We start from the raw sequence: 25,305 nt of genomic DNA, 5'->3' as shown, positions 1-25,305 counted from the left end.
GGGGGTGGGCTGGATCGCACTCTCACGGGGATGGGGGGTGGGGGTGGGGTCAGCGGGGGCGGGGGGTGGTGCGCGGGCTCGGGCGGTCGGTCGCGGCGTCGAGGAGCGCGGTGGCGGTGATCTCGTCGACGACGAGGTCGGTGACGACGCCGGCGTGCAGGGCCGCCAGCAGCGGCGCCACCTTGTTGTCGCCGGACACCACGCACACGCGCCGGACGACGCGCTGCAGCTCGTCCGGGGTGGGGCCCGTGGCGCGGCTGTTCAGCGAGACGTCGGCCCAGGTCCCGTCGGGCCGCAGGAACACCGTGCACACGTCGCCGACGACGCCCTCGTCGTGCAGGCGGCGCACGTCGGCCTCGTCGAGGTAGCCCGCGGAGTAGACGTGCGACGGCACGGCCCCGGCGACCGCGCCCGCGGAGAACACGGCCACGTCGGCGCGACGCTGCATGTCCAGCACGCGCCGCACGGAGCGCTCGCGCCACATGGCGTCCTTGGTGTCGGGGTAGTCGAAGAAGGCGGGGACCGGGAAGTGGTGCACGGCCGCGTCGAACGCCGCCCCGAACGAGGAGATGAGGTCCGACGCGTACTCGACGCCCGACGTGCGCATGTTCGCGGCCCCGTTGAGCTGGACCACCGCAGACCCGCGCGTGGGCTTGGGGGCCAGGTACCGCGAGACGGCCGCGATGGTCGTGCCCCAGGCCACGCCCATCACCATGTCGGAGTCGAACCACGACGTGAGCAGACGTGCGGCCGTCATGGCGACCTGGTCGAGCCGCTCGACGGACCCGGCGGAGTCCGGGACGGGCACGACGTAGGTGTCGATGCCGAACGCCGCGGAGATCGACCGCCCCAGGCCGGGGGCGCGCGTGCTGGACGGGCGCAGGGTGATCTCGACGAGCCCGGTCTCGCGGGCCCGCTTGAGCAGTCGCGACACGGTGGACCGGGACGTCCCGAGGTGCCGGGCGATGACCTCCATCTTGAGGTCCTGCAGGTAGTACATGGACGCCGCGCGCAGCACGTCCTGCTCCCGCTCCACGAACACCCTGCACCGTCCCCGTCGATCCCCATGGGACGGTCAACCCGTCCCCGTGCGTGCACGTTTGTGCACCCGAGTTGCGCGTCCGTTCTGGACGTGATGACCATAGCGGCGACGCACCCGACGGGCGAGGTGTTCCCGCCGGGAACCGCGACCGACGGCCACGGCTCCACGGGGAGGGACCACCACATGAGGACCGCACCGCTGACGGCACAGGCCCGGCAGGACGCGCTCACCGCGCTGCGCCGCACCTCCGAGAGCGGACGCGAGCTCGACGTGCTGGTCGTCGGCGGGGGCGTGACCGGGGCGGGCATCGCGCTCGACGCGGTCACCCGCGGGCTGTCGACCGCGATCGTCGAGGGCCAGGACTGGGCGTCCGGGACCTCGAGCCGGTCCAGCAAGCTGGTGCACGGCGGGCTGCGGTACCTCCAGATGCTCGACTTCCACCTGGTCCGCGAGGCCCTCACCGAGCGCGACCTGCTGATCACGCGCCTCGCCCCGCACCTCGTCAAGCCCGTGAGCTTCCTCTACCCGCTCGAGAACCGCGTCTGGGAGCGGGCGTACGTGGGCGCGGGCGTCGCGCTGTACGACACGCTCGCCTCGGTGTCCGGCACCCGGCGCGCCATGCCGATGCACCGCCACCTCACGCGCAAGGGCATGGAGCGGCTCTTCCCCGACCTGCGGCACGACGCCGCGATCGGCGCCGTCCGGTACTGGGACGCGAGCGTCGACGACGCCCGCCTCGTCGAGACCCTGGTGCGCACCGCCGTCAGCTACGGGGCGCACGCGGCGTCGCGGACGCAGGTCGTCGGGCTGCAGACGACGGCGGGCGGCGCCGTCACGGGCGCCGAGGTCGTCGACCTCGAGACCGGCGAGCACCTCGACGTGCGCGCCCGGCACGTCATCAACGCGACGGGCGTGTGGACCGAGCAGACCGAGTCGCTCGCGGGCAGCGACGGCGGGCTGCGGGTCCTGGCGTCCAAGGGCATCCACATCGTGGTGCCGCGGGCCCGGATCGAGGGCAACACCGGGCTGATCCTGCAGACCGAGAAGTCGGTCCTGTTCATCATCCCGTGGTCCCGCTACTGGGTGATCGGCACCACCGACACCCCCTGGGAGCAGGAGCTCACCCACCCCGTCGCGACGAGCGCCGACATCGACTACGTCATCGACCACGCCAACCAGGTGCTCTCCCGCCCCCTGACGCGCGACGACGTCATCGGGACCTGGGCGGGGCTGCGGCCGCTGCTGCAGCCGGGGACGAAGGAGGGGACGTCCTCGGCCAAGGTGTCGCGGGAGCACACCGTGGCCTCGCCCACCCCCGGGCTGACCGTCGTCGCCGGCGGCAAGCTCACGACGTACCGCGTGATGGCCAAGGACGCGGTCGACTTCGCGCTCGGCTCGCGCGCCACGACGCTGCCGTCGATCACGCAGGACGTGCCGCTCGTGGGGGCCGAGGGCCTGCGGGTCGTGCAGCGCCAGGCACGCGCCATCGGCGCGCGCTACGGCTGGGACCGGCCGCGCCTGGACCACCTGCTGCACCGGTACGGCTCGCTGCTGCAGGAGCTCACGGACCTGTGCGACGAGCGGCCCGAGCTGGCCCGCCCGCTGCAGCACGCCCCGGCCTACGTCGGCGCGGAGATCGTCTACGCGGCCAGCCACGAGGGCGCCCTGCACCTCGACGACGTCCTCATGCACCGCACGCGCCTCAACTACGAGCAGGCCGACAAGGGCACCGGCGCGCTCGAGGAGATCGCCGACCTGGTCGCGCCCGTGCTGGGCTGGGACGACGCGACCCGCCGGCGCGAGATCGACGCGTACCGCGCGCGGGCCGAGGCCGAGGACGCGGCGGCCGCGGAGGCGGACGACGCCGCGGCCGAGCGGGTCCGGCTGCAGGCGGCGGACGTCACGCCCCTGCTGCCGCTCGACGACGACGACGTCGACGCCGGCACCAAGCCCGGCTCCCCCGCCGGCCGGGGCTCGTCCGGGCCGGCGGGGACCTGAGCACCTGACGCACTGAAGCACCTGCGACAACGACGTCGACGAGAGGGACAGCAGTGGACTACACGATCGGTGACGCATTCTGGTCGGAGACCATCGGCACGGCGATCCTCCTGCTGCTGGGCGCGGGCGTGGTCGCCAACGCGATCCTGCCGCGGACCAAGGGGTTCGGCGGCGGGTGGCTCCTCATCAACTTCGGGTGGGGCATCGGGGTGTTCGCCGGCGTGTACGCGGCGTACAAGTCCGGCGCCCACATCAACCCCGCCGTGACCATCGGCATCTGGGCGTCCGGGGCCGAGGAGTTCGCCCCCGGCATCCCGGTGACGGCGGGCAACGGCGTGCTCTACGTGACCGCGCAGATCCTCGGCGCGGCCATCGGCGCGTCGTTGGCGTTCGTGGCCTACAAGAAGCACTTCGACGAGGACGCGGACCCCGCCGTGAAGCTCGGCGTGTTCTCGACGGGCCCGGAGCTGCGCTCCTACGGCTGGAACCTCGCCACCGAGGTGATCGCGACGTTCGTCCTCGTGTTCGTCGTCCTCGCCTTCGCCAAGACCCCGGCCGAGCTCGGCCCGCTGGCCGTCGCGATGCTCGTCGTCGGGCTCGGCGCGAGCCTCGGTGGCCCCACCGGGTACGCCATCAACCCCGCCCGGGACCTGGGGCCGCGCATCGCGCACGCCCTGCTGCCGATCCGCGGCAAGGGCACGTCCGACTGGGGCTACGCGTGGGTGCCGATCGTCGGCCCGCTGATCGGCGGCGTGCTCGCCGGGCTCGCCGCCGGCGCGTACATCGCCTGACCACCCGCACCTCCCCGACCCGTCCCGAGAAGAGGCAGACGCAATGACCGACACGTACGTGATGGCCGTCGACCAGGGCACCACCTCCACCCGCGCGATGATCTTCGACCACGGAGGTCAGGTCGTCTCCGTGGGGCAGAAGGAGCACCAGCAGATCTTCCCGAAGGCCGGCTGGGTCGAGCACGACGCCGCCGAGATCTGGGTGAACACCCGCGAGGTCGTCGGCATGGCGCTCGGGCGCGCGAGCCTCACCCACGAGGACATCGCCGCCGTCGGGATCACCAACCAGCGCGAGACCGCCGTGGTGTGGGACCGCGAGACCGGCGAGCCCGTGCACCACGCCATCGTCTGGCAGGACACCCGGACCCAGAAGATCTGCGACGAGCTGGCGGCGCTCGGCGGCGGCGCGGAACGCTACAAGGACCGCGTCGGCCTGCCGCTGGCCACCTACCTCTCGGGCCCGAAGATCCGCTGGATCCTCGACAACGTCGAGGGTGCCCGCGAGAAGGCCGAGGCCGGGCGCCTCGCGTTCGGCACCACCGACTCCTGGCTGCTGTGGAACATGACGGGCGGCGTCAAGGGCGGCATCCACGTCACCGACCCGACCAACGCGTCGCGGACCATGCTGATGAACATCGACTCCCTGACGTGGAACGAGGAGATCGCCGGGGAGATGGGCATCCCGATGTCGATGCTCCCGGAGATCCGCTCGTCGTCCGAGGTGTACGGCTCCGGGCGCAAGGGCGGGCTGCTGCCGGGCGTCCCGATCGCGGGGATCCTGGGCGACCAGCAGGCCGCGACCTTCGGGCAGGCGTGCTTCGAGGTCGGGCAGGCCAAGAACACGTACGGCACCGGCAACTTCATGCTCATCAACACGGGCACCGAGCCGGTCGCGTCCGAGAACGGCCTGCTCACGACCGTCTGCTACAAGATCGGCGACCGCGAGACCGTGTACGCCCTCGAGGGCTCCATCGCCGTCACGGGCTCCCTGGTCCAGTGGCTGCGGGACAACCTGGGCATCATCTCCTCGGCGCCGGAGGTCGAGCGGCTCGCAGCGGCCGTGGACGACAACGGCGGGGTGTACTTCGTCCCCGCGTTCTCGGGCCTGTTCGCGCCCTACTGGCGCTCCGACGCCCGCGGCGCCATCGTCGGGCTGACCCGCTACGTCACCAAGGAGCACATCGCACGCGCGGCGCTCGAGGCCACGGCCTTCCAGACGCGCGAGGTCCTCGACGCCATGAACGCGGACTCGGGCGTCGACCTCACCGAGCTGAAGGTCGACGGCGGGATGGTCGCCAACGACGCGCTCATGCAGTTCCAGGCCGACATCCTCGGCGTGCCCGTGGTGCGGCCCAAGGTCGCCGAGACCACCGCGCTGGGTGCCGCGTACGCCGCCGGCATCGCGGTCGGCTACTGGTCGGGCGAGCAGGACGTCATCGACAACTGGGCCGAGGACAAGCGCTGGGAGCCCGACATGGCGGACGACGAGCGCGACCGGCAGTACCGGCTGTGGAAGAAGGCCGTCACCCGGTCGTTCGACTGGGTCGACGACGACGTGCGCTGACGCGCGTCGTCACGCCGGGGCGGATGACCGCCCCGGCGTGCGACGACGCGGCAGGAACGGCTCGGGCGGCGGCACCGGCCGGCCTGCGACCCGGCCCACGACGCGCGCGGCGACGGCGCTGACCTTCTCGTTGTGGTGCTGGGACGCGGTCCGCAGGGTGTCGAGCGCCTGCGCGGGCGTGCAGCGCCGGCTCGCCATGACGACCCCGATCGCCTGGTCGATGACCGCTCGCGTGCGCATCGCCGCGGTGAGGTCGTCGACGTCCTGGCGCAGGTCGTCCAGCGCGACGCGGTCCGCCACCATCGCGGCGAGGAGGGCTGCGGTCGTCCCGAGCTCGGCGGTGACCTGCGACCAGTCCACGGCCGCGTCCGTACGCGCCGCGACGCTCGTCAGCACGCCCGCACCCTCGTGCCGCACGACGGTCGCCCGCGGCGCGCACGGCCCCCGTCGGGCCACGCGACCTCGGGCGCGACGGCACCGGGCGTCGCGACGACCTGCGGCGGCGGCCGTGGACGTCCGCGACGGCGCGCACGTCGTTGCTGGGCACCGGCAGCCCCTCGAACCCCTCCTCCTGGAGCTCACGGGCCGCGGCGATCCACTGGTTCTGGTGCATGGTGTCGCGCGCCAGCAGGAAGGCGAGCAGGTCGCGGACGCCGTGGTCGTCGGTCATGTGGTCGAGCCGCGCGACCTGCACGCGGCCCTGCATCTCGGCGTTGGCGTTGACGGTGAAGTCCGCCAGCAGGTTGCCGCTCGCCGTGATGTACCCGGCCGTCCAGGGGTTGCCATGCTGTCGACGGGGCGGGCGCCGGCGCCCGCGACGATCGCGTGCTGCAGGTCGGTCCCGCCGATCACGGCGGCGACCGTGGGGTCGCTCTGGACCGCGTCCTCGGTGACGCCCACGGGGGCCTTCTCCAGGAGCTGGGCGATCATCGTGGCCAGCATCTCGACGTGGCCGAACTCCTCGGCACCGATCCCGCCGTACTGACCGCCCAGGACCTCCTGCAGCTTGCGGGCGTCGACCGCGTCGGGCTTGTCGGGTGTGGCCTTGTGCTGAAGCTCTTGCCAGTCGAAGAACGTGCGCAACCTCCAAGCCCTGGCCACCAGGGCGCGGGTGGGTGGTGCGGGGACCACGGCTGCGCGACGGTGCCTGGTCGGGCGCCGCCCGGGCAGGCCGGGTTGGCGTCGACGGGCTTCCTCCGTCGGTGCGGGAGACGGGACCGCGATGCCCCGCCGCCACCGACGCCAAGCCGAGCCCGGCGACCTCGCACGGCGAGCCGCGCGACCGCTCCCGGGATGCGGGCGGGGCGGGGGCGTGCGCACCCTGGAGGTCACCCACGTGGAGGAACCGATGCGAGCGATGGCGTACCGCGGGCCCTACAAGGTCCGCGTCGAGGAGAAGGACGTCCCGGGGATCGAGCACCCCAACGACGCGGTCGTCCGTGTCGTCCGGGCGGCGATCTGCGGCTCCGACCTGCACCTTTACCACGGGATGATGCCCGACACCCGGATCGGCCACACCTTCGGGCACGAGTTCGTGGGCGTCGTGGAGAAGGTCGGGCCCTCGGTGCAGAACCTGCAGGTCGGCGACCGCGTGATGGTCCCGTTCAACATCTACTGCGGCACGTGCTTCTTCTGCGCGCGGGGCCTGTACTCCAACTGCCACAACGTGAACCCCAACGCCACGGCGGTCGGCGGCATCTACGGCTACTCGCACACCACGGGCGGCTACGACGGGGGTCAGGCGGAGTACGTGCGCGTCCCGTTCGCCGACGTCGGCCCGTCCGTCATCCCCGACTGGATGAGCGACGACGACGCCGTGCTCATGACCGACGCGCTGGCGACCGGGTACTTCGGTGCGCAGCTCGCCGACATCGCCGAGGGCGACACCGTCGCCGTCCTGGGAGCCGGGCCCGTCGGGCTGTTCGCCGCCCGGTCCGCGTGGCTCATGGGAGCCGGGCGCGTCATCGTCGTCGACCAGCTCGAGTACCGCCTGGAGAAGGCGCGGGAGTTCGCGTACGCGGAGACCCGCAACTTCGCCGAGTTCGACGACATCGTCGTGGAGCTGAAGAAGGCGACGGACGGGCTCGGCGCCGACCGCGTGATCGAGGCGGTCGGCGCGGAGGCCGACGGCAACCTCGTCCAGCACGTGACGGCCGCGAAGCTCAAGCTGCAGGGCGGCTCCCCGGTCGCGCTGAACTGGGCGATCGACGGCGTCCGCAAGGGCGGCACCGTCTCGGTGATGGGCGCGTACGGACCGATCTTCTCGGCCGTGAAGTTCGGTGACGCGATGAACAAGGGCCTGACGCTGCGCATGAACCAGGCACCCGCCAAGCGGCAGTGGCCGCGCCTCCTCGAGCACATCCAGGCCGGGTACCTGACCCCCAGCGACGTGGTCACGCACCACATCCCGCTCGAGCACATCGCCGAGGGGTACCACCTGATGTCCGCCAAGCTCGACGGCTGCATCAAGCCGCTGATCGTCCCGTCGACGGACTGAGAGGACGCGACCATGCCGTACACCGCCGACAAGCCGCCCCTGCCCGAGAGCCCGGACGAGCTGCGTGCGCGCATCCCCGGCTGGGGTGCCGACCTCGACCCCGCCGACCGGCCGCAGGTGCCGCGCGAGCGGTTCGACCTGCCCACCGGCGCGCACTGGGACCTGCCCGACCCGCAGCCCGAGACCTACCCGCGCGAGCGGTCGATCGAGCACGAGCGGCTGACGCCCGTGTTCGGGACGGCGCAGCCCCCGCGCGGGCTGTCGGGGGTGATCCGCCGCTACTCCTACGAGCGCTTCAGCGAGGCCCGGGCGGCGCACTGGCTCCTGCTCATCGCCGCCGACCGCGTCGACGCCGCCGAGGCGCACCTGCGGTCGATGGCGACCCTGCGCCCCGACAACCCGATCACGCAGACGGGTGTCCTGTCCGAGCCGCGCCGGCACCCCGTCGCCTCGCGCCGGGGCCGCGTGGACGTGCGCCACCAGGTGCTGGACCCGCTGATCGTCGCCGGTCCGTGGGTCGCCGGGGCCCTGGTCGCGGTGGCCGCGGCGCGCGCCGCCCGCCGGCGCTCCTGACGCCGCGGGCGTCCTCCGGCTCGGAGGGCGCCCGCGGGTCCGTCAGCGGGGAGAGGCCGTCAGCCGACCGTCGGCGTGGAGGGTCAGCGGGGCGATCCGCACGTTGCGCAGGTGGTCGCGGCCCGAGACCTGCGCGTCGTGGTAGAGCAGGTACCAGCGCCCGTCGAGCTGCACGATGGAGCCCTGCGTGGTCCAGCCGGCGACGGGCTCCAGCACGGTGCCGCGGAACGTGAAGGGCCCGTAGGGCGAGTCCGACGTGGCGTGCACCAGGGTGTGCGCGGCGCCCGTCGAGTACAGCAGGTGGTAGACGCCGTCGATGCGCGAGACCCAGGGGCCCTCGAAGAACCTGCGCGGGTCGCCGTGCGTGAGCGGAACCCCCGCGGCGTCCGTGACGACGACCTCGCGCGCGGGCTCGGCGAGCGCCAGGAGGTCGTCGGTCAGACGGGCGACGCGCGGTCCGAGCGCCGGCGCGTCCGCAGCGGGGTACGCGTCGACGCCGGTGTAGGTGTCACCGTCCCAGCGCTGCAGCTGACCGCCCATGATCCCGCCGACGTACAGGTAGCCGGTCCCGTCGTCGTCGGTGAACACGGCGGGGTCGATGCTGCCGATCCCCGCGATCGGCTCGCACTCGGCGACGAACGGACCCGTCGGCGAGCCGGACGTCGCGACGCCGATGCGGAAGACGCCCTCCGCGTCCTTCGCGGGGAAGAACAGGTAGAACGTGTCGCCGCGGCGGGCGGCGTCGGGCGCCCACATCTGGCGCGTCGCCCACGGCACGTCGTCCACGTGGAGGACCGCGTCGTGCTCGAGGGCTGGGCCGCCCAGGTCGCGCAGCTCGATCACGCGGTAGTCCCGCATGTCGTAGTGGCCGCCGTCGTCGTCGTGCGGAGCGCCCGTCTCCTCGTCGTGCGACGTGTACACGTACAGCACGCCGTCCCAGACGTGCCCCGAGGGGTCGGCCGTCCACACGCCCTCGACGAGGGGGCCCTCCACGAGCGCCACCTCGGGTGCGGTGCCGTCCTCCTCCACCGTGCGCGTGACGTCCTCGACGCCCGCCCCCGTTCCGTTCACGACGTGCCGCCCATCTGCTGTGCCTCGGCGCGTCCCCGTCGGACGCGACGCGACCGCACCCTACCGGCCGGTGTCCACGGTTTGCGGCGGGTGTGACGAAACTTCCGAACGGGTGCCCCGGTCACCGGAACCATGCACCACCGTTGACGTCGAGCACCACGCCCGTGACGAAGGCCGCACCGTCGGACGCGAGGTGCACCACCGCGGCGGCGACGTCCTCGGGCTCCCCCGCCCGGCCCAGCGGCGTCGCGGCGACCGCCGCCCGCTGCGCGGGCTCCGGCGTGTGCGCGGCGTGGAACGGCGTGCCACCGACGAACCCCGGGGCCACCGCGTTGACGGTGATGCGGCGCGGGCCGAGCTCGCGCGCCAGGCCGCGCGTGAACCCCTCCACCGCGGCCTTCGCCGTCGCGTAGGGCACGCCGCCGGAGCCGCCGCCGGACGCCGCGGCCTGCGAGCTGATCGTGACGATGCGCCCGCCGTCGGGCAGCAGGCCGAGCGCGGCGCGCGTCACGTAGAACACCGACGAGAGGTTGAGGTCCATCACGTGGTGCCAGTGGGCGTCGTCCGTGCGCGCCACGGGCCGCCGGTCGACGAGGCCGCCGACGTTGTTGACCAGGACGTCGAGCCCGCCCAGGGCGTCGGCCGCGGCGGCGACGGCCGCGTCCACGTCCCAGCTGTGGCGCGCGTCGAGCTGGTGGGCGGACGCGCGACGGCCGAGCGCCTCGATCTGCGCGACCACGGGCGCCGGGTCGTGGGAGAGGTACGTGAGGGCGACGTCCGCACCCGCCCGGGCCAGGGCCACGGCGACCGCGCCGCCGATCCCGCCGGCGCCACCGGTGACCAGCGCGCGACGTCCCGCGAGGTCGGCCGTCATCGCTCCTCCGTTGCTCGTGCGCCGCCCCGCGACGCTCGGGCGAACCCGTCCGGTATGCCGGGCTACGGCACGGTAACCGGTCGGGGGTCCGCGCCACCAGCGACCTGCGGCGATGTCACCGGACCGGACGAATCGGACGCGCACCGCGGCACGGGGTGTCGGTGCGCGCCGGTAGCCTTCGGCGCCATGCGCCTCGCGACGTGGAACATCAACTCGATCCGTGCCCGCCTCGACCGTGCCGTCGGCTTCCTCGAGCGCACGGGCGTCGACGTCCTCGCGCTGCAGGAGACCAAGGTCAAGGACGAGGCGTTCCCGCGCGAGCCGTTCGAGGCCCTCGGCTACGAGGTCGCGACGCACGGGTACTCGCAGTGGAACGGGGTCGCGATCGTCTCCCGGGTCGGCCTGCAGGACGTCGAGCGCGGGTTCCCCGGTCAGCCGACCTGGGGCGAGCCCGCGGCCGCCGAGGCACGCGCGCTGGGGGCGACCTGCGGCGGCGTGCGCGTCTGGAGCCTGTACGTGCCCAACGGGCGCGAGATCGAGGACCCGCACTACACGTACAAGCTCGACTGGCTCGCGGCGCTGCGTGACGCCGCGCAGGACTGGCTGACGGCCGACCCCGCGGCGCAGGTCGCGCTCGTCGGGGACTGGAACATCGCCCCGCTGGACACCGACGTCTGGGACGTCGCCCGGTTCGCCGGGCGGACGCACGTGACTCCCGCCGAGCGTGACGCGTTCGAGGCGATCGCCCACGCGGGGTACACCGAGGTCTCCCGCGTGCACGTGCCGGCCGAGCACACCTACACCTACTGGGACTACCAGCAGCTGCGCTTCCCCCGCAACGAGGGCATGCGCATCGACCTGACCTACGCCAGCCCGGCCCTCGCGGCACGCGTCGGCGGGGTCCGCATCGAGCGCGACGAGCGCAAGGGCAAGCAGCCGTCGGACCACGTGCCCGTGGTGCTCGAGATCGCCGAGCCGTGAGCCCGCACGCCGCGGGAGCGGGTGGTATCCGGGCGGGGGACGTCCGCACGCCCCGCGCTCGGCTAGGTTGCCGTCCATGACGTCGACGCCCGACGACCGCGCACCCGAGCCCGCCGAGGGTGCCGGTCCCCCGCCCGTGCCGGAGCCGCCCGCACCGCCGACCCCGCAGGGCGCTCCCGGTGCGCCCGGTGCGCCCTCGAGCGCGCCGGACTCGGCGTCGTGGGGGACGTCGTCCTCGCCGGTGTACTCCGGCCGCCCGGGCGACGCCCCGCCGGCCCCGGCCGCCGGCGACACCCAGCCGATCACGACCGGTGCCGGCGACACCCAGCCGCTCACGTGGAGCGCGCCGACGCCTCCGGCGCTCGTCCCCGGCGCGGCGCCCACCGGGGCCGCGACCCCGCCGCCCGCGGCGGCGCCCGCCGACCCGTGGGCCGTGCGCACCGACAGCGGCGCACCGGCCGCGTCGCCGTACGGCGGCCCACCGCCCCCGCCCGCGCCGCCGTACGGCGCCGGTCCGTACGCCGCGCCCGGCGGGCAGCCGCCGTACGGCACCCCGCCGCCCGCCGGCCCGCAGCCGCCCTACGGGTCGCCGCCCCCGCCCTACGGCGCGCCCTACGGCCGCCCGCCCGGCTACGGCGCTCCGGGACAGCCGTACAACGCCGCGCCCGTCGTCCCCACCGACGGCCTGGCGGTCGCGTCGCTGGCCACGTCGGTCGCCGGGCTCGTGCTGCTCGGCGGTGCGACCGGCCCCATCGGCATCGGGCTCGGCATCGGCGCGCTCGCGCGGGTGCGGCGCACGGGCGCCCGCGGCCGGGGCATGGCCATCGCCGGGATCGCCGTGGGGGTCGTCGGCACCGCGATGCTCGGGATCCTCGTCTGGCTCGTCGTCGCGTTCGCGCAGTGGGGCGCGACCCAGGCCCAGCTGACGAACGACGCCCTGGGCGGCCAGGGCCTGGACCAGCTCCTCGAGGACGGCGGCAGCTCCTCGGGCGACCTCGACGACCTGCTCGGGGACCTCCAGGACGAGCTGGACGGGCTGGGGCAGCAGTCCGCCGACGTGCTGCCGACCTACACGCTCCCGCAGGACGTCGCCGTCGGCACCTGCTGGGCCGTGCTGCCGGAGTACTACGACCTCGCCGACGCGGTCGTCGTGCCGTGCGACCGCGACCACGACGCCGAGGTCGTCGCGCTGCTGACCGCGACCGGGGCACCCGCCACCGACCTGACGGCGGAGGACCCGGTGCTCCAGACGGCGTACGAGCAGTGCGACGCCGCCGTCGCGGCGCTCGACCCCGACCTGCTGGACTGGGGCTACGCCGAGGTGTGGCTGCCCCACCCCGACCAGGTGGCCGCCGGCGAGCTCGTCGGGTACTGCGTCTTCGAGGACTCGCTCGGCACCCCCGGCTCGCTCGTCGCGCCCGCCGGGGTGTCGTCCTGACCTCCGACGGGACGCCGGCACCCCCCGGTCCGCCGGACGTCCCGGAGGACCCGTACCCGCCGGCGCACTACGCGGCCGGGTGGCAGGCCGCGGCCGAGGCGCGGGTGCGCGCGCGGCGGCGCGTGGTCGTCGTCACGGTGGGCCTCGCGGCGCTCGTCCTGGTCGCGCTGGGCGCGGTGCTGGGGACCCGGGCGGTGGCGGACGCACGCAGCCGCCCGCTGCCGCCGGACGTCACGGCGCCGACGCAGGCGTACGCGGTGCAGCTCGTCACCGGGTCGTGCCTCGCCGAGCTGCCCGGGGACGGTGAGGTCGACCGCGTGGACGTCGTGCCGTGCGCCGAGCCGCACGCGGCCCAGGTGGTCGCGCAGTACGCCTTCGACCCGACGGCCGTGTGGCCGGGCCAGGACGGCGCGCACGCGCGGGTCGCCCGGGCGTGCGTGCTGAGCGACGACGAGGTCGCCGCCGGCGTCCGGGTGGTCACGTGGGCGCCGACCGAGCCGGGCTGGGCGGACGGCGACCGGACGGGGCTGTGTCTGGCGGTTCCCCCGGAGCCCGTGACGGGCTCCTTCGTCGACGGCACGGCGACGAGGGCGGGCTGAGGCCCGTCAGACGCCGGGAGCCGGCGGGGGCGCGGCCGCGCGGGCGGCACGGGCGGCACGGCGCCGGGCACCCCGCGGGCCGGTGCGGGCCCACACGAACCGGGCCAGCAGCACGGCGATGACCGCGTACACGGCGGCGTTGAGCCAGTCGCCGTAGCGGCCGACGTCCTGCCACTGCGCGCCCAGCAGGTACCCGGCACCGACCAGGCCACCGTTCCACACGGCGGAGCCGACGAGCGTGAACAGGGTGAACCGGGCCAGCGGCATGCGCTCGACGCCCGCGGGGACCGAGATCAGGCTGCGCACGACCGGCACGCAGCGGCCGGCGAGGACGGCGGCCCCGCCGTGCCGCGCGAACCAGCGCTCGGCCTGGTCGAGGTCGTCGGCCTCCATGAGCGGGATCCGCTCCAGCCAGTGCCGGATGCGGGTGCGGCCGACCGCGGCACCCAGGCCGTACAGGGCCCAGGCGCCGACGACCGCGCCCAGGGTCGCGGCGACGACCGCCCCGGCCACGGACATGCCGCCCTGCGCGGCCACGTACCCGGCGACGGGCAGCACGACCTCGGACGGCAGCGGCGGGAAGAGGTTCTCGAGCGCGACGAGCAGCCCGACCCCGAGGGGTCCGAGGGCGTCGATGACGGACACCACCCACCCGGCCAGGCCGCCGAGCTCGGTCGCGGACGCGGCGGCCAGCGGGGTGCTCGTCAGGGGCATGTTCCGGGATGCTGCCACACCCCTGAACACTTACCAGGTGGTCGGCTTCGGGCTACGGTGGTCCCGACCCCATCCCGCGCGCGGAGGTGCACCGTGGCCCTGTTCGACGTCGAGCACGTCCTGTCCCAGCTCACGCTCGAGGAGAAGGCGTCCCTGACGTCGGGCCTCGACTTCTGGCACACCACGGGCGTCGAGCGCCTCGGCGTGCCCGCCGTCATGGTCACCGACGGGCCGCACGGGCTGCGCAAGCAGGACACGACGGCCGACCGGCCCACGCTCGACTCGTCCGTCCCGGCGACCTGCTTCCCCACCGCCGCGGCGCTCGGGTCGTCCTGGGACCCGGAGCTGCTGCGCCGCGTCGGGCAGGCGCTCGGCGCCGAGACCCGCGCCCACGACGTGGCCGTGCTCCTCGGCCCCGGCGTGAACATGAAGCGCACGCCGCTGTGCGGCCGCAACTTCGAGTACGTCGCGGAGGACCCCCACGTCGCCGGGGTCCTCGCCGCCGCGCTCGTCGAGGGCGTCCAGTCGCAGGGCGTCGGCACGTCGCTCAAGCACTTCGCCGCCAACAACCAGGAGACCGACCGCATGCGCGTGTCCGTCGACGTCGACGAGCGGACGCTGCGCGAGATCTACCTGCCCGCGTTCGAGCACGTCGTCACCCACGCCCGGCCCTGGACCGTCATGAGCGCGTACAACCGGATCAACGGCACCGACGCCTCCGCCGACCCGTGGCTCCTGACCCGCGTGCTGCGCGAGGAGTGGGGCTTCGAGGGACTCGTCATGTCCGACTGGGGCGCCGTGCGCTCCCGCGTCGCGGCGCTCGCGGCCGGGCTCGACCTGCAGATGCCCGGCGCCGGGTCCCGCCCGGACGACGCGGTGGTCGCCGCCGTGCGCGACGGGAGCCTCGACGAGGCCGTCCTCGACCAGGCCGTGCGGCGCGTGCTCCACCTGGTCGCCCGCACGCAGCCCGGGCCGGGCGACCCCGCGGCCCTCGACCTCGACGCGCACCACGCGCTGGCCCGCGAGGCCGCCGCGGCCGGCACGGTGCTGCTGCGCAACGAGCCGGTCGACGGCGCGCCCCTGCTGCCGCTGACCGGCACGGACGGCCTGCTCGTCGTCGGGGAGTTCGCCCGCACCCCGCGCTACCAGGGCGCCGGGTCCTCCCAGGTGACCCCCACGCGGCTCGACACGGCGCTCGACGCCCTGCGGGCCGTGGACCCGGCCGTCGCGTTCGCCCCGGCGTTCACGATCGCCGGCGGCCCGGACGGCGACGACGACGCCCTGCTGGCCGAGGCCGTCGCCGCGGCCCGCTCCGCGTCGACGGTCGTGGCGTTCCTCGGGCTGCCCGCGCCCGACGAGTCCGAGGGCTACGACCGCCCGCGCCTGGGCCTGCCCCCCGCCCAGGTGCGGGCCCTCACCGCGATCGCCGAGGTCAACCCGCGCGTCGTCGTCGTGCTCGCCAACGGGTCCGCGGTGACGGTGTCGCAGTGGCACCACGCCGCCCCCGCCCTGCTCGAGACGTGGCTGGGCGGTCAGGCCGGCGGGTCCGCGGTCGTCGACGTGCTGCTCGGCACCCGCGCACCCGGCGGCCGGCTCACCGAGACCGTCCCGCACTGCCTCGAGGACACCCCCGCGTTCGGCAACTTCCCCGGCGAGGCCGGGCACGTCCGCTACGGCGAGGGCGTGCTCGTCGGGTACCGCTGGTACGACACGCGCGCGACGGACGTCGCCTACCCGTTCGGCCACGGGCTGACGTACACCACGTTCGGGTACGAGGACCTGCGCGTGGGCGTGCACGGCGAGGGCGCCGACGTCCGCGTCGACGTCGCCGTCACCGTGACCAACACCGGGGCGCGCGACGGCCGCGAGGTGGTGCAGGTGTACGTGCGCGACCCGCAGGCCGCGGTCCTGCGGCCCGTGCGCGAGCTGCGGGCGTTCGCCGCCGTGGACCTCGCCGTCGGCGAGTCGCGCGAGGTGACGTTCACGCTAGGGTCGCGCGCGCTCGCCTACTGGCACCCGGGCCTACGTCGCTGGGCGGTCGAGGGCGGGGAGTTCGTCGTCGAGGTCGGCGCGTCGTCGCGCGACGTGCGGGCGTCCGCCACCGTCGACGTCGTCGGGGAGCCGCTGTGGGGCGAGCTGACGGCCGAGTCGACCGTGGCCGAGTGGCGGGAGCACCCGGTGGGGTCGCGGGTGCTGGCCGACGCGACCGCGGGCGCGCAGGTCCCGGAGCTCGACGAGACGATGGCCGCGATGGTCGCGCAGATGCCGCTGCGGGTCGTCGCCGACTTCGGGATCACCGGGCTGTCGCCCGACACCCTCGAGGCGCTGGTCGACGCGACGCGCTGACGCCGGGGTCAGTCGGGCGCGACGAGGGTCGCGAGCAGCGCGCGGAACTCGGCGGGCATGTCGACGGCCCCCGTGGTGGGCCCTGCGAGGAGCCACTGGACCTGCAGCCCGTCCATCGTCGCCAGGACGAGGCGGGCGGCGACGACCGGGTCCACCCCCGGCCGCAGCCGCCCGTCGTCCGCCAGGCGGCGCAGGTCGTCGGCGGTGCGGCGCACGTGCCGCGCGTACCGCTGCGCGAAGAACGCGTGCGCCGGGTGGTCCGGCGCCGTCGCCTCCGCCGAGAGCGTGACGAACAGCTGGACGATCCGCGGCCGCTCGACGTTGCGCTCGACCACGCGCACGAGCGCGGTGAGCACGTCGTCGCCTGCGGCGACGTCGGCGGCCATCGCGGCCTCGTCCAGCTCGTCGCGCCGCTCGAGCACGGCCGCCAGGAGCGCCGCCTTGCTGCCGAAGTGGTGCATGAGCCCCGGGTGGGAGATCCCGGCGCGCGCGGCGACCTCGCGCAGGGACGCCGACCGGTAGCCGACCTCGCCGAACAGGGCCATGGCGGCGTCCAGCACGTGGTGCCGGGTCGCGCGCCCGTTCGCGTACGGTCCGCGCGCCCCGGCCGTGCCGCCGCCCGCGTCGGTCACGACGTGGGCGTGACGGTCAGGCCGCCGTCGGCGAGGTCGACGTGCAGGGTGTCCCCGTCGTGGACCTCACCGGCCAGCAGCGCCCGCGCCAGCCGGTCGCCGATCTCCTTCTGCACCAGGCGGCGCAGGGGCCGGGCCCCGTACGCCGGGTCGTAGCCCTCGAGCGCGAGCCACTCGCGCGCGCCGGCCGACACGTCGAGCGTGAGGCGGCGGTCGGCGAGCCGGCGCGCCAGCGACGCCACCTGCAGGTCCACGATCCGCCCGATCTCCCCGAGCGTGAGCGCGTCGAAGAGCACGATGTCGTCGAGCCGGTTGAGGAACTCCGGCTTGAACGCCGACCGCACGGCCCCCATGACCGCCTCCCGGCGAGCGGCGTCGTCGAGGAGCGGGTCGACGAGGAACTGCGAGCCCAGGTTCGACGTCAGCACGAGGATGACGTTGCGGAAGTCGACCGTGCGGCCCTGGCCGTCGGTCAGCCGCCCGTCGTCGAGCACCTGCAGGAGCACGTCGAACACCTCGGGGTGCGCCTTCTCGACCTCGTCGAGCAGCACCACGGAGTACGGCCGGCGGCGCACCGCCTCCGTCAGCTGGCCGCCCTCCTCGTAGCCGACGTACCCGGGGGGTGCGCCGACGAGCCGCGCGACCGAGTGCTTCTCCGCGTACTCGGACATGTCGATGCGCACCATGGCGCGCTCGTCGTCGAACAGGAAGTCCGCGAGCGCCTTGGCCAGCTCGGTCTTGCCGACGCCCGTGGGGCCGAGGAACAGGAACGAGCCGGTCGGACGGTCGGGGTCGGAGATGCCGGCGCGTGCCCGGCGGACGGCGTCGGAGACGGTCGCGACGGCCGCACGCTGCCCGATGAGGCGCTCCCCCAGGACCTCCTCCATGCGCAGCAGCTTGGCGGTCTCGCCCTCGAGCAGCCGGCCGGCGGGGATCCCGGTCCACGCGGCGACGACCTCGGCGACCTCGTCCGGGCCGACCTTCTCCGCGATCATCGGCTCGAGCGTCGACTCCTCGACGTCCTCGGCCTCGGACGCCTCGGCTGCCGCGATCTCCTTCTCCACGGTCGGGATCTCGCCGTACAGCAGGCGGCCGGCGGTCGCGAGGTCACCCTCGCGCTGGGCGCGCTCGGCGTCGGCGCGCAGGGCGTCGAGGCGCACGCGCAGGTCACCGACGCGGTCGTGGCCGGCCTTCTCCTTCTGCCAGCGGGCGTTGAGCGCGGCGAGCTCCTCGCGACGGTCGGCGAGGTCGGCGCGCAGCCGGGCCAGCCGCTCGGCGGACGCGGGGTCGTCGGCCTCGGAGAGCACGACCTCCTCCATCTCGAGGCGCGTGACGGCGCGCTGCAGCTCGTCGATCTCGACCGGCGAGGAGTCGAGCTCCATGCGCAGGCGCGACGCGGCCTCGTCGACGAGGTCGATGGCCTTGTCGGGCAGCTGGCGGCCGGTGATGTACCGGTCCGACAGGGTGGCCGCGGCGACGAGTGCGGCGTCCGCGATGGTGACCTTGTGGTGCGCCTCGTAGCGCTCCTTGAGGCCGCGCAGGATCGCGACGGTGTCCGTCACGGACGGCTCCCCGACGAACACCTGCTGGAAGCGCCGCTCGAGGGCGGGGTCCTTCTCGATGCGCTCGCGGTACTCGTCGAGCGTGGTCGCCCCGACGAGGCGCAGCTCGCCGCGCGCGAGCATGGGCTTGAGCATGTTGCCGGCGTCCATCGCGCCCTCGCCGCCCGCACCGGCGCCCACCACCGTGTGCAGCTCGTCGATGAACGTGACGACCTGCCCGTCGGACGCCGTGATCTCGGCCAGCACGGCCTTGAGCCGCTCCTCGAACTCGCCGCGGTACTTGGCGCCCGCGACCATCGACGCGAGGTCGAGCGACACCAGCGTCTTGCCGCGCAGCGACTCCGGGACGTCGCCGGCGACGATGCGCTGGGCGAGCCCCTCGACGACGGCGGTCTTGCCGACGCCGGGCTCGCCGATGAGCACGGGGTTGTTCTTGGTCCGGCGCGAGAGCACCTGCACGACGCGGCGGATCTCGGCGTCGCGCCCGATCACCGGGTCCAGCCGGCCCTCGCGGGCCTGCTGGGTGAGGTCGACGCCGTACTGCTCGAGCGCCTTGTACGTGCCCTCGGGGTTGGGGCTGGTGACGCGGGCGCTGCCGCGCACGGTCGGCAGGGCCGCGAGGAGCGCCTCCCGCGACGCCCCGGCGGCGCGCAGCGCGTCGGCGACGCCCGACTGCCCGGCGGCCAGGCCGATGAGCAGGTGCTCGGTGGACACGTAGTCGTCGCCCAGGGCACGCGCCTCGGCGTTGGCGGCCTCGAGGGCGGCGGCGGCCTGCCGCGAGGCGGACGGCTGCGCCACGGACGCGCCGGACGACGACGGCAGGTTGACCAGGACGCCGCGCACGGCGCGACCGAGCGCGGCCCGGTCGGCCCCGACCGCGTCGAGCAGGCCGTTGGCGACCCCGCCGTCCTGCCGGAGCAGGGCGTCCAGGACGTGCGCGGGCTCGAGCTGGGGGTTGCCGGCGGCGCCGGCGGACTGGATGGCGTCGCCCAGCGCCTCCTGCGAGCGGGTGGTGAACTTCGCGTCCAACGCGTCCTCCTGTACGTCTCTCGTCGATGTGCTGCTGTCGTCCTCAACGAGTCCCGAACTTGAGTGTATTCCGCTCAACTTCGTCGCGACACCGCGCAGCGGGCGCCCAACCGTCACGCACGCGTCACACCTGCGTCGTCGGCGCGACACGTGCGGCCCCTAGCGTCGGGCCGACCACCGAGAGAGAGCAGGGCACCGATGACCCTCACCATGACGCTCGTCCGCCACGGCCGCACCCACTTCAACGCCCGCCGCATCCTGCAGGGACGCTGCGACTCGCCGCTCACGCGCGACGGCCGCGCCGGCGTCCGGACCACCGCCCGCCACCTGGCCGGCACGCCGTTCACGGCCGCCTGGTCCTCCCCGTCGGGGCGCGCCGTCGCGACCGCCGTCGAGCTGCTGCGCCACCACCCCGACATCCCGCTGCGCACCGACCGCGACCTCCTGGAGTACGCGTTCGGCATCTACGAGCAGCGCCCGGAGCGCGTCCTCGACGAGGTCGTCCAGTGGAGCGACCTCGTCACCGACGTGCTCGCCGGCACGCACCCCGGGCTGCCCGGCGGCGAGTCCGGCGCCGACTTCATGAGCCGCACGCGCGAGGTCTTCGCGCGGATCGCCGACACGCACCGCGACGGCCACGTGCTGGTCGTCGGCCACGGCCTCGCCCTGGGCGCCTACCTGGCCACCGTCGACGACGTCGGCCTCGTGCCGCTGCCCAACGCGTCCGTCACCACGGTGGAGGTCGAGCCGGACGGCACGTCGCGCATCACGGCCCTCGCGCTCGACGTCGCCGGCCAGGGCCACATCGCCGCGCGGCCGATGCGCACGCCCACCCCGGTGCCGTCCGTCGCCTGACGCCCGCCGCCCCACCTCGGGGCGTCGACGGCGCGGCCTGGCAGGATGGTCGTCTCGTCGACGCCCGGAGGTGGCATGGAGGTCCTCGACCGCGACCCGGGGGGCTGGTCGCTGCTGACCGACGACGGTCGGCTGCTGCTCGACGTGCACGTCGGCCACAGCCCGGTCGGCTCGTCGGTCGTCATCGCCCTCGACGACGCCGAGCGCTCGGCCTACCGCGCCGAGGGGCGCGACTACCTCGTGCGGCTCGCCGCGCAGGTCCAGGACTCCGCCCCGCTCGGCGCCGGCACCGCGTCGCCCTACCGGGCGCGGGACCTCACCGCCGAGGTCGGCGACGAGCTCGCGCGCAAGGTCGCCTCCTGGCGGGCACGCAGCGACGCCCCCTGACCGGTCGCGGCGTCGGCCCGGTCACGCCGGGCAGCTCACGGCGCCGGCCCGGGTGCCGTGCGAGGATCGGCGCGTGGCCGACGACGAGGACGCCCGCACCGCGCGCGACCGGTGGGACGACGAGCAGCCCGACGTGCTCGGGGAGCGCTGGCGGGCCCGCACGCTGCACCTGCGGCCCGACGCGGTCGCGCGGCGCACGCACGTCGACCCCGTCGCCACGCTCGTGCGGCGGCTGCCCGACGCCGCACCCTCGCGGCGCGCCGTGCTCCACCTGCACGGGTTCGTCGACTACTTCTTCCACCCGCACGTCGGCGACGCGCTCGCCGCCGCCGGGTACGACACCTACGCGCTGGAGCTGCGCGACCACGGCCGCTCCATCCGTCCCGGCCGGCCGCCCAACGAGACGACCGACCTGGCGACGTACGTGGAGGAGATCGACGCCGCGGTGCGCCTGCTGCGCGCCGACCACGACGTGCTCGTCCTGCTCGGGCACTCCACCGGGGGGCTGACGGCCGCGCTGTGGGCCGACGCGCGCCGCGGCCTGGGCCTCGTCGACGCGCTCGTGCTCAACTCGCCGTGGCTGGACCTGCGCGGCTCCCGGGTCGAGCAGACCCTGCTGACGCGGGTGATCGACCTCGTCGGACGCCCCGCGCCGCGGCTCCCGCTGCGCAGCCTCGCCCCCCACTACGGGCAGGCGCTGCACCGCGACACCGGCGGCGAGTGGGACTTCGACCTCGCGTGGAAGCCCCACGGCGGGTTCCCCGTGCGGGCCGGCTTCGTCCGGACCGTGCGCCGCGCCCACGCCCGCGTGGCCCGCGGTCTGGCGGTCGACGTGCCCGTGCTCGTCCTCGCGTCCGACGCCGCGGGTCCCGACCGCAGGCACCACGACGCGCTGCTGCGCACCGACTCCGTCCTCGACCCCGCCCAGATCGCGCGCCGCGCGCCGCTGCTGGGAGCCGACGTCACCTTCGTCGAGGTCGCCGGCGGCGCGCACGACCTGGCGCTGTCCGCCGCGCCTGTGCGCGAGCGGTACCTGCGCGAGGTCACGGACTTCCTCACCGCCCTCTTCCCGACCGGTTGACGGGACCGGCGCGCCGGACCCGTGGTGCACGACGCGCGCGGCGGTGGTTGGCTGTGCTCGCCGTGCCGCGGGCGACGTCCGCGACCTCGACCTCCCGGAGGACCCCATGACCGTCAGCCCCGACCCGTGGCCCGCCGGCGTCCCCGCCTGGGCGGACATCACCGTCACGGACCTCGGGCCGACGCAGCGGTTCTACGGCGGCCTGCTCGGCTGGCAGCTGAGCGTCGGCGGGCCGGAGACCGGCGGGTACGTCACGGCCACGGCCGGCGGGCACGTGGTCGCCGGGCTGCGGGTCGCGGACGTCCCGCAGGCCGCGGGGTGGTGCGTGTACCTCGCGACGGACGACGTCGCGGCAGCCGTCGCCCGCGCGGTCGAGGCGGGCGCGACGGTCGTCGCCGGGCCGTCGACGGTGCTGCACCTGTGCCGCACGGCGCTGCTGGCGGACCCCACGGGTGCGCTCGTCGGCCTGTGGGAGTCGGGGACGCACACCGGCTGGGAGCTGACGGACGCCCCCGGTGCGTTCGTCTGGGCCGAGCAGATGTCCCACGACCCGGCCGCCGCGCGCCGGTTCTACACCGCCCTGTTCGGGTACGAGCAGCAGGACATGAGCGCACCGGACTTCACCTACACGTCCCTGGCCGTGGGCGGGACGCCCGCCGTCGGCATCGGGGGGTACGGCCCGGGCGCGGGCGACGTGCCGGCGGCCTGGACCTGGTACGTGGCCGTCGAGGACGCCGACGCGGTCGCGCCGCGCGTCGCCGAGCTGGGCGGCGAGGTCGTCAGCGGGCCGGAGGACACCCCCTACGGGCGGATGCTGCTGGTCCGCGGCCCGGCCGGTGAGGTGCTCGCGCTGCTCCAGACGCCCGACGACGACCTCGTCGCCTGAGCCGCGGTGCGTAGGGTGGGCGACGTGCCGCCCCCGCCCGACGTGTTCACCCACCGCGCGTCGCGCGCCCACGAGCCGCTGCGCACGTTCCACCCGCGCCGCACCGCGCTCGGCACGGACCGCGCCGACGCGCTCGAGCGGCTCTTCCCCCGCTGGGGGTTCTCCGTCGACGACCCCCGCGTCCCGCCGCCGCTGACGCCCGACGGCCTGCTCGACACGGTCGCGCTGTTCGGCCGGGCCGCGCCGCTGGTCGTCGAGATCGGCTCCGGCATGGGCGACGCGACCGCCGCGATGGCCGCCGCCGACCCCGGGCGGGACTGGCTCGCGGTCGAGGCGCACCTGCCCGGTGTCGCGGCGCTGCTGCTGCTCGTCGAGCGGCACGGGCTGACCAACGTGCGCGTCGCGCACGGCGACGCGCTGCGGCTCCTGCGCGCGGCGGTCGCCCCGGGCAGCCTCGACGCCGTGCACGCGTTCTTCCCCGACCCGTGGCCCAAGGCCCGGCACCACAAGCGCCGGCTCGTGCAGCCCGCGCACGTGGGGCTGCTGCGGGACCGGCTGCGCGTCGGCGGCACGCTGCACGTCGCGACCGACTGGGCCGACTACGCCGCCCAGATGCACGACGTGCTGACCACCGACCCGGGGTTCGTCGGCGGCGTCGTGCCGCGGCCCGCGCACCGGCCCGTCACCCGGTTCGAGCAGCGGGGGCTGGACCTGGGGCACGAGGTCACCGACGTCGTCGTGCGGCGGGTCCGGTGAGGCTGCTCCTGGTGCCCGGCACCAGCCCCGACCGCTGGGCGCGGGTCTGGCGCGAGCGCCTGCCCGACGACCCGCTCGAGGTGGTCCACGCGCCGCCCGGCGAGGCCGTCGCGGCGGTCCTCGCCGGCACCGTGCACGCCGCCGTGCTGCGCCTGCCGCCGGTCGGCGTCGACCCGCCCCCCGCGGGCCTGTCCGCCACGACCCCGAGCACGAGCACGGGCTGGGCCGTGGTGCCGCTGTGGACGGAGCAGAGCGTCGTCGTCGTGCGCAAGGACCACGTGCTGACGGTCGTCGACCAGGTCGACGTCGCCGACCTCGCGGGCGAGACGCTGCTCGTCCCGGGCGACGACGTGCTCGGCTGGTCGCCGCCCGGCGTCGAGGAGCTCGAGGTCCCCGACGTGGCCACGGGCGCCGACCTCGCCGCCCAGGGCGCGGGCGTGCTCCTGGTGCCGCACTCGCTGGCCCGGCTGCACGACCGCCGGGGCACCGCCGTGCGCGTCGTGCCCGACGCCCCGGGGTCACCGGTCGTGCTCGTCTGGCGCACGGACGACGAGCACCCGCACGCCCAGGAGCTGGTGGGCATCGTGCGCGGGCGCACCGTCGCCAGCTCCCGCGGCTCCGGTGGGACGGGCGCGCCGGACCCCGCACCCCCGACGCGCCGGACCCCGCCGCCGCGGCGCACTGGCCGGGAGCCGGGCCGTCGCCAGGGCGGCAGCCGGCGCCGCTGACGACCCCGGGGTGACGCAGCCGCGGGGCGCCGGACCGGTGACCGGTCCGGCGCCCCGCGTGCGACCTCAGGTCAGCGGGTGGCCAGTCGACGACGGGCCAGGACGAGCGCCCCGCCTGCCGCGACCAGCACGACGGCGGCGAGGACGCCGGCACGCGGGTCGGCACCCGTCGCGGCCAGCGACTGCCCGGCCGCGAGCACCTCGACGTACTGCCAGCCCACGAGCGTGCCGTCGGCCAGGTAGACCGCCACGCGGTGCGTGCCGGCGGTGGTGGCGGCCGGCACCGTCACCTTGAGCGTCCCGTCGGCGGCCACGGTGGCCGCGCCGAGGTCGGTCGGCACGGAGAACAGGAACGGACGCACCTGGGCACCGGGGGTCAGGCCCGCCAGCGTCAGCGTGCCGCCCTGGTCGACGCGCGCGGCGGTGGTGAAGCCGCCCTGGGTGGCGGCCGTGAGCTGGTCGGCGGAGGGTGCCCACGCGGACGTCGCGGTCGGCGCCGGGGTCGGGGTCGCGACCACGGCCGGGCACGGCCCGGTGAAGGGCTTGATCGTCACGCTGCGGGCGATGAAGTACTCCCGCACCCGCCACTCGCCGAGGTCGCCGAAGTCACCGTCGAGGTTCAGCGCCCACACCTCGTACGAGCCGGGCGCCAGCTCGACGTCGCCCTTCTGCCCGGGGTCGTCAGCCTCGGCGACGAAGTCCTCGTCCACCGTGCCGGCACCCGTCACGACGGCCCACACCACCGACGGCGCGGGCTTGATGACGACCCGACCGTTCGGGACGACGGTCGAGCCGACGCACTTGGGCTGCACCACGTCGAGCACGGGCACCGGCACCGTGACGGGCTCCGGGTCCGTGGTCGGCTCGGGCGTCACGGTGGGCGACGCGGTGGGCGTCGGCG

At 75.2% G+C, this 25,305-nt stretch carries 22 protein-coding genes and 2 pseudogenes; 15 read left to right on the top strand and 9 right to left on the bottom strand.

What is annotated here, in order from left to right; translation table 11 throughout:
• Positions 1-49: 49 nt before the first annotated feature.
• A complete protein-coding gene (locus Cph01nite_RS13160; RefSeq protein ID WP_203674895.1) occupies positions 50-1,042 on the bottom strand; it encodes a sugar-binding transcriptional regulator in 993 nt (330 codons plus the stop codon).
• A 183-nt stretch (positions 1,043-1,225) separates the two neighbouring features.
• Between Cph01nite_RS13160 and Cph01nite_RS13155 the strand changes: the two genes are divergently transcribed.
• The 3 genes from Cph01nite_RS13155 to glpK are packed head-to-tail and all read left to right on the top strand — an operon-like array spanning position 1,226 to position 5,395.
• Positions 1,226-3,040 carry a glycerol-3-phosphate dehydrogenase/oxidase gene (locus Cph01nite_RS13155; protein WP_203674893.1) on the top strand — a complete coding sequence of 605 codons (1,815 nt, stop codon included), beginning with the start codon at positions 1,226-1,228 and terminating at the stop codon, positions 3,038-3,040.
• Between the two features lie 53 nt (positions 3,041-3,093).
• Complete coding sequence (locus Cph01nite_RS13150; RefSeq protein WP_203674892.1) at positions 3,094-3,831, top strand: MIP/aquaporin family protein; 738 nt, start codon at positions 3,094-3,096, stop codon at positions 3,829-3,831.
• A gap of 43 nt (positions 3,832-3,874) precedes the next feature.
• Positions 3,875-5,395: a glycerol kinase GlpK gene (gene glpK / locus Cph01nite_RS13145; protein ID WP_203674891.1), complete on the top strand. Its 1,521-nt coding sequence runs from the start codon at positions 3,875-3,877 to the stop codon at positions 5,393-5,395.
• Positions 5,396-5,404: 9 nt separating this feature from the next.
• Here the strand turns inward: glpK and Cph01nite_RS13140 are convergent, their stop codons facing one another.
• Entirely contained in the window at positions 5,405-5,791 is a 387-nt protein-coding gene (locus Cph01nite_RS13140) for an ANTAR domain-containing protein (RefSeq protein ID WP_203674890.1), read from the bottom strand.
• A 139-nt stretch (positions 5,792-5,930) separates the two neighbouring features.
• Positions 5,931-6,478: pseudogene (locus Cph01nite_RS13135) on the bottom strand (manganese catalase family protein); the annotation flags it as partial.
• Between the two features lie 265 nt (positions 6,479-6,743).
• On the opposite strand from Cph01nite_RS13135, the gene Cph01nite_RS13130 reads away from it, so the two are divergent.
• Together Cph01nite_RS13130 and Cph01nite_RS13125 are read left to right on the top strand one after the other, a co-directional pair.
• The gene (locus tag Cph01nite_RS13130) at positions 6,744-7,892 is read left to right on the top strand and encodes a zinc-dependent alcohol dehydrogenase (protein ID WP_203674889.1); all 1,149 of its coding nucleotides are present in this window, start codon (positions 6,744-6,746) and stop codon (positions 7,890-7,892) included.
• Positions 7,893-7,904: 12 nt separating this feature from the next.
• Positions 7,905-8,465, top strand: coding sequence for a hypothetical protein (locus Cph01nite_RS13125; protein ID WP_203674888.1), 561 nt, complete (start codon positions 7,905-7,907; stop codon positions 8,463-8,465).
• A 42-nt stretch (positions 8,466-8,507) separates the two neighbouring features.
• Here the strand turns inward: Cph01nite_RS13125 and Cph01nite_RS13120 are convergent, their stop codons facing one another.
• Positions 8,508-9,536, bottom strand: a complete 1,029-nt coding sequence (locus Cph01nite_RS13120; protein WP_239069252.1) for a family 43 glycosylhydrolase — start codon at positions 9,534-9,536, stop codon at positions 8,508-8,510.
• Between the two features lie 121 nt (positions 9,537-9,657).
• On the bottom strand, positions 9,658-10,410 hold the full coding sequence (locus tag Cph01nite_RS13115; RefSeq protein ID WP_203674886.1) for an SDR family NAD(P)-dependent oxidoreductase: 753 nt from the start codon (positions 10,408-10,410) through the stop codon (positions 9,658-9,660).
• A 186-nt stretch (positions 10,411-10,596) separates the two neighbouring features.
• Between Cph01nite_RS13115 and Cph01nite_RS13110 the strand changes: the two genes are divergently transcribed.
• The 3 genes from Cph01nite_RS13110 to Cph01nite_RS13100 all read left to right on the top strand — a co-directional run bounded on the left by Cph01nite_RS13110 (position 10,597) and on the right by Cph01nite_RS13100 (position 13,428).
• Positions 10,597-11,391, top strand: a complete 795-nt coding sequence (locus Cph01nite_RS13110) for an exodeoxyribonuclease III (RefSeq protein WP_203674884.1) — start codon at positions 10,597-10,599, stop codon at positions 11,389-11,391.
• Positions 11,392-11,467: 76 nt separating this feature from the next.
• Positions 11,468-12,829, top strand: a complete 1,362-nt coding sequence (locus Cph01nite_RS13105; protein ID WP_203674882.1) for a DUF4190 domain-containing protein — start codon at positions 11,468-11,470, stop codon at positions 12,827-12,829.
• Between the two features lie 104 nt (positions 12,830-12,933).
• Positions 12,934-13,428, top strand: a complete 495-nt coding sequence (locus Cph01nite_RS13100; RefSeq protein WP_239069251.1) for a septum formation family protein — start codon at positions 12,934-12,936, stop codon at positions 13,426-13,428.
• Between the two features lie 6 nt (positions 13,429-13,434).
• On the opposite strand, the gene Cph01nite_RS13095 is transcribed toward Cph01nite_RS13100, so the two are convergent.
• Positions 13,435-14,142, bottom strand: a complete 708-nt coding sequence (locus tag Cph01nite_RS13095; protein ID WP_203674880.1) for a DedA family protein — start codon at positions 14,140-14,142, stop codon at positions 13,435-13,437.
• A gap of 93 nt (positions 14,143-14,235) precedes the next feature.
• On the opposite strand from Cph01nite_RS13095, the gene Cph01nite_RS13090 reads away from it, so the two are divergent.
• On the top strand, positions 14,236-16,488 hold the full coding sequence (locus Cph01nite_RS13090) for an aryl-beta-d-glycosidase (protein ID WP_203674878.1): 2,253 nt from the start codon (positions 14,236-14,238) through the stop codon (positions 16,486-16,488).
• A gap of 8 nt (positions 16,489-16,496) precedes the next feature.
• Here the strand turns inward: Cph01nite_RS13090 and Cph01nite_RS13085 are convergent, their stop codons facing one another.
• Positions 16,497-17,120, bottom strand: coding sequence for a TetR/AcrR family transcriptional regulator (locus tag Cph01nite_RS13085; protein ID WP_239069250.1), 624 nt, complete (start codon positions 17,118-17,120; stop codon positions 16,497-16,499).
• The gene (gene clpB, locus Cph01nite_RS13080; RefSeq protein ID WP_203674876.1) at positions 17,117-19,711 is read right to left on the bottom strand and encodes an ATP-dependent chaperone ClpB; all 2,595 of its coding nucleotides are present in this window, start codon (positions 19,709-19,711) and stop codon (positions 17,117-17,119) included. Before clpB ends, Cph01nite_RS13085 begins: the two co-directional genes overlap by 4 nt.
• Before the next feature lie 198 nt (positions 19,712-19,909).
• On the opposite strand from clpB, the gene Cph01nite_RS13075 reads away from it, so the two are divergent.
• From Cph01nite_RS13075 to Cph01nite_RS13050, 6 genes are all read left to right on the top strand, one after another.
• Complete coding sequence (locus tag Cph01nite_RS13075) at positions 19,910-20,566, top strand: histidine phosphatase family protein (protein WP_203674874.1); 657 nt, start codon at positions 19,910-19,912, stop codon at positions 20,564-20,566.
• A 75-nt stretch (positions 20,567-20,641) separates the two neighbouring features.
• Positions 20,642-20,953: a hypothetical protein gene (locus Cph01nite_RS13070; protein ID WP_203674872.1), complete on the top strand. Its 312-nt coding sequence runs from the start codon at positions 20,642-20,644 to the stop codon at positions 20,951-20,953.
• 73 nt (positions 20,954-21,026) lie between these two features.
• Positions 21,027-22,034 carry an alpha/beta hydrolase gene (locus Cph01nite_RS13065; protein ID WP_203674870.1) on the top strand — a complete coding sequence of 336 codons (1,008 nt, stop codon included), beginning with the start codon at positions 21,027-21,029 and terminating at the stop codon, positions 22,032-22,034.
• Positions 22,035-22,140: 106 nt separating this feature from the next.
• Entirely contained in the window at positions 22,141-22,920 is a 780-nt protein-coding gene (locus Cph01nite_RS13060) for a VOC family protein (protein ID WP_203674867.1), read from the top strand.
• A 24-nt stretch (positions 22,921-22,944) separates the two neighbouring features.
• The gene (gene trmB / locus Cph01nite_RS13055) at positions 22,945-23,676 is read left to right on the top strand and encodes a tRNA (guanosine(46)-N7)-methyltransferase TrmB (protein WP_203674865.1); all 732 of its coding nucleotides are present in this window, start codon (positions 22,945-22,947) and stop codon (positions 23,674-23,676) included.
• Positions 23,677-23,687: 11 nt separating this feature from the next.
• On the top strand, positions 23,688-24,404 hold the full coding sequence (locus Cph01nite_RS13050) for a LysR substrate-binding domain-containing protein (protein WP_203674863.1): 717 nt from the start codon (positions 23,688-23,690) through the stop codon (positions 24,402-24,404).
• A gap of 71 nt (positions 24,405-24,475) precedes the next feature.
• On the opposite strand, the pseudogene Cph01nite_RS13045 reads toward Cph01nite_RS13050, so the two are convergent.
• Positions 24,476-25,305: pseudogene (locus tag Cph01nite_RS13045) on the bottom strand (hypothetical protein); the annotation flags it as partial.

The sequence above is a fragment of the Cellulomonas phragmiteti genome, assembly GCF_016862775.1.
Classification (GTDB): Bacteria; Actinomycetota; Actinomycetes; order Actinomycetales; family Cellulomonadaceae; genus Cellulomonas; species Cellulomonas phragmiteti.
Note: the sequence above shows the minus strand (reverse complement) of the source record. Positions and strands in the feature narration are given on the sequence as shown.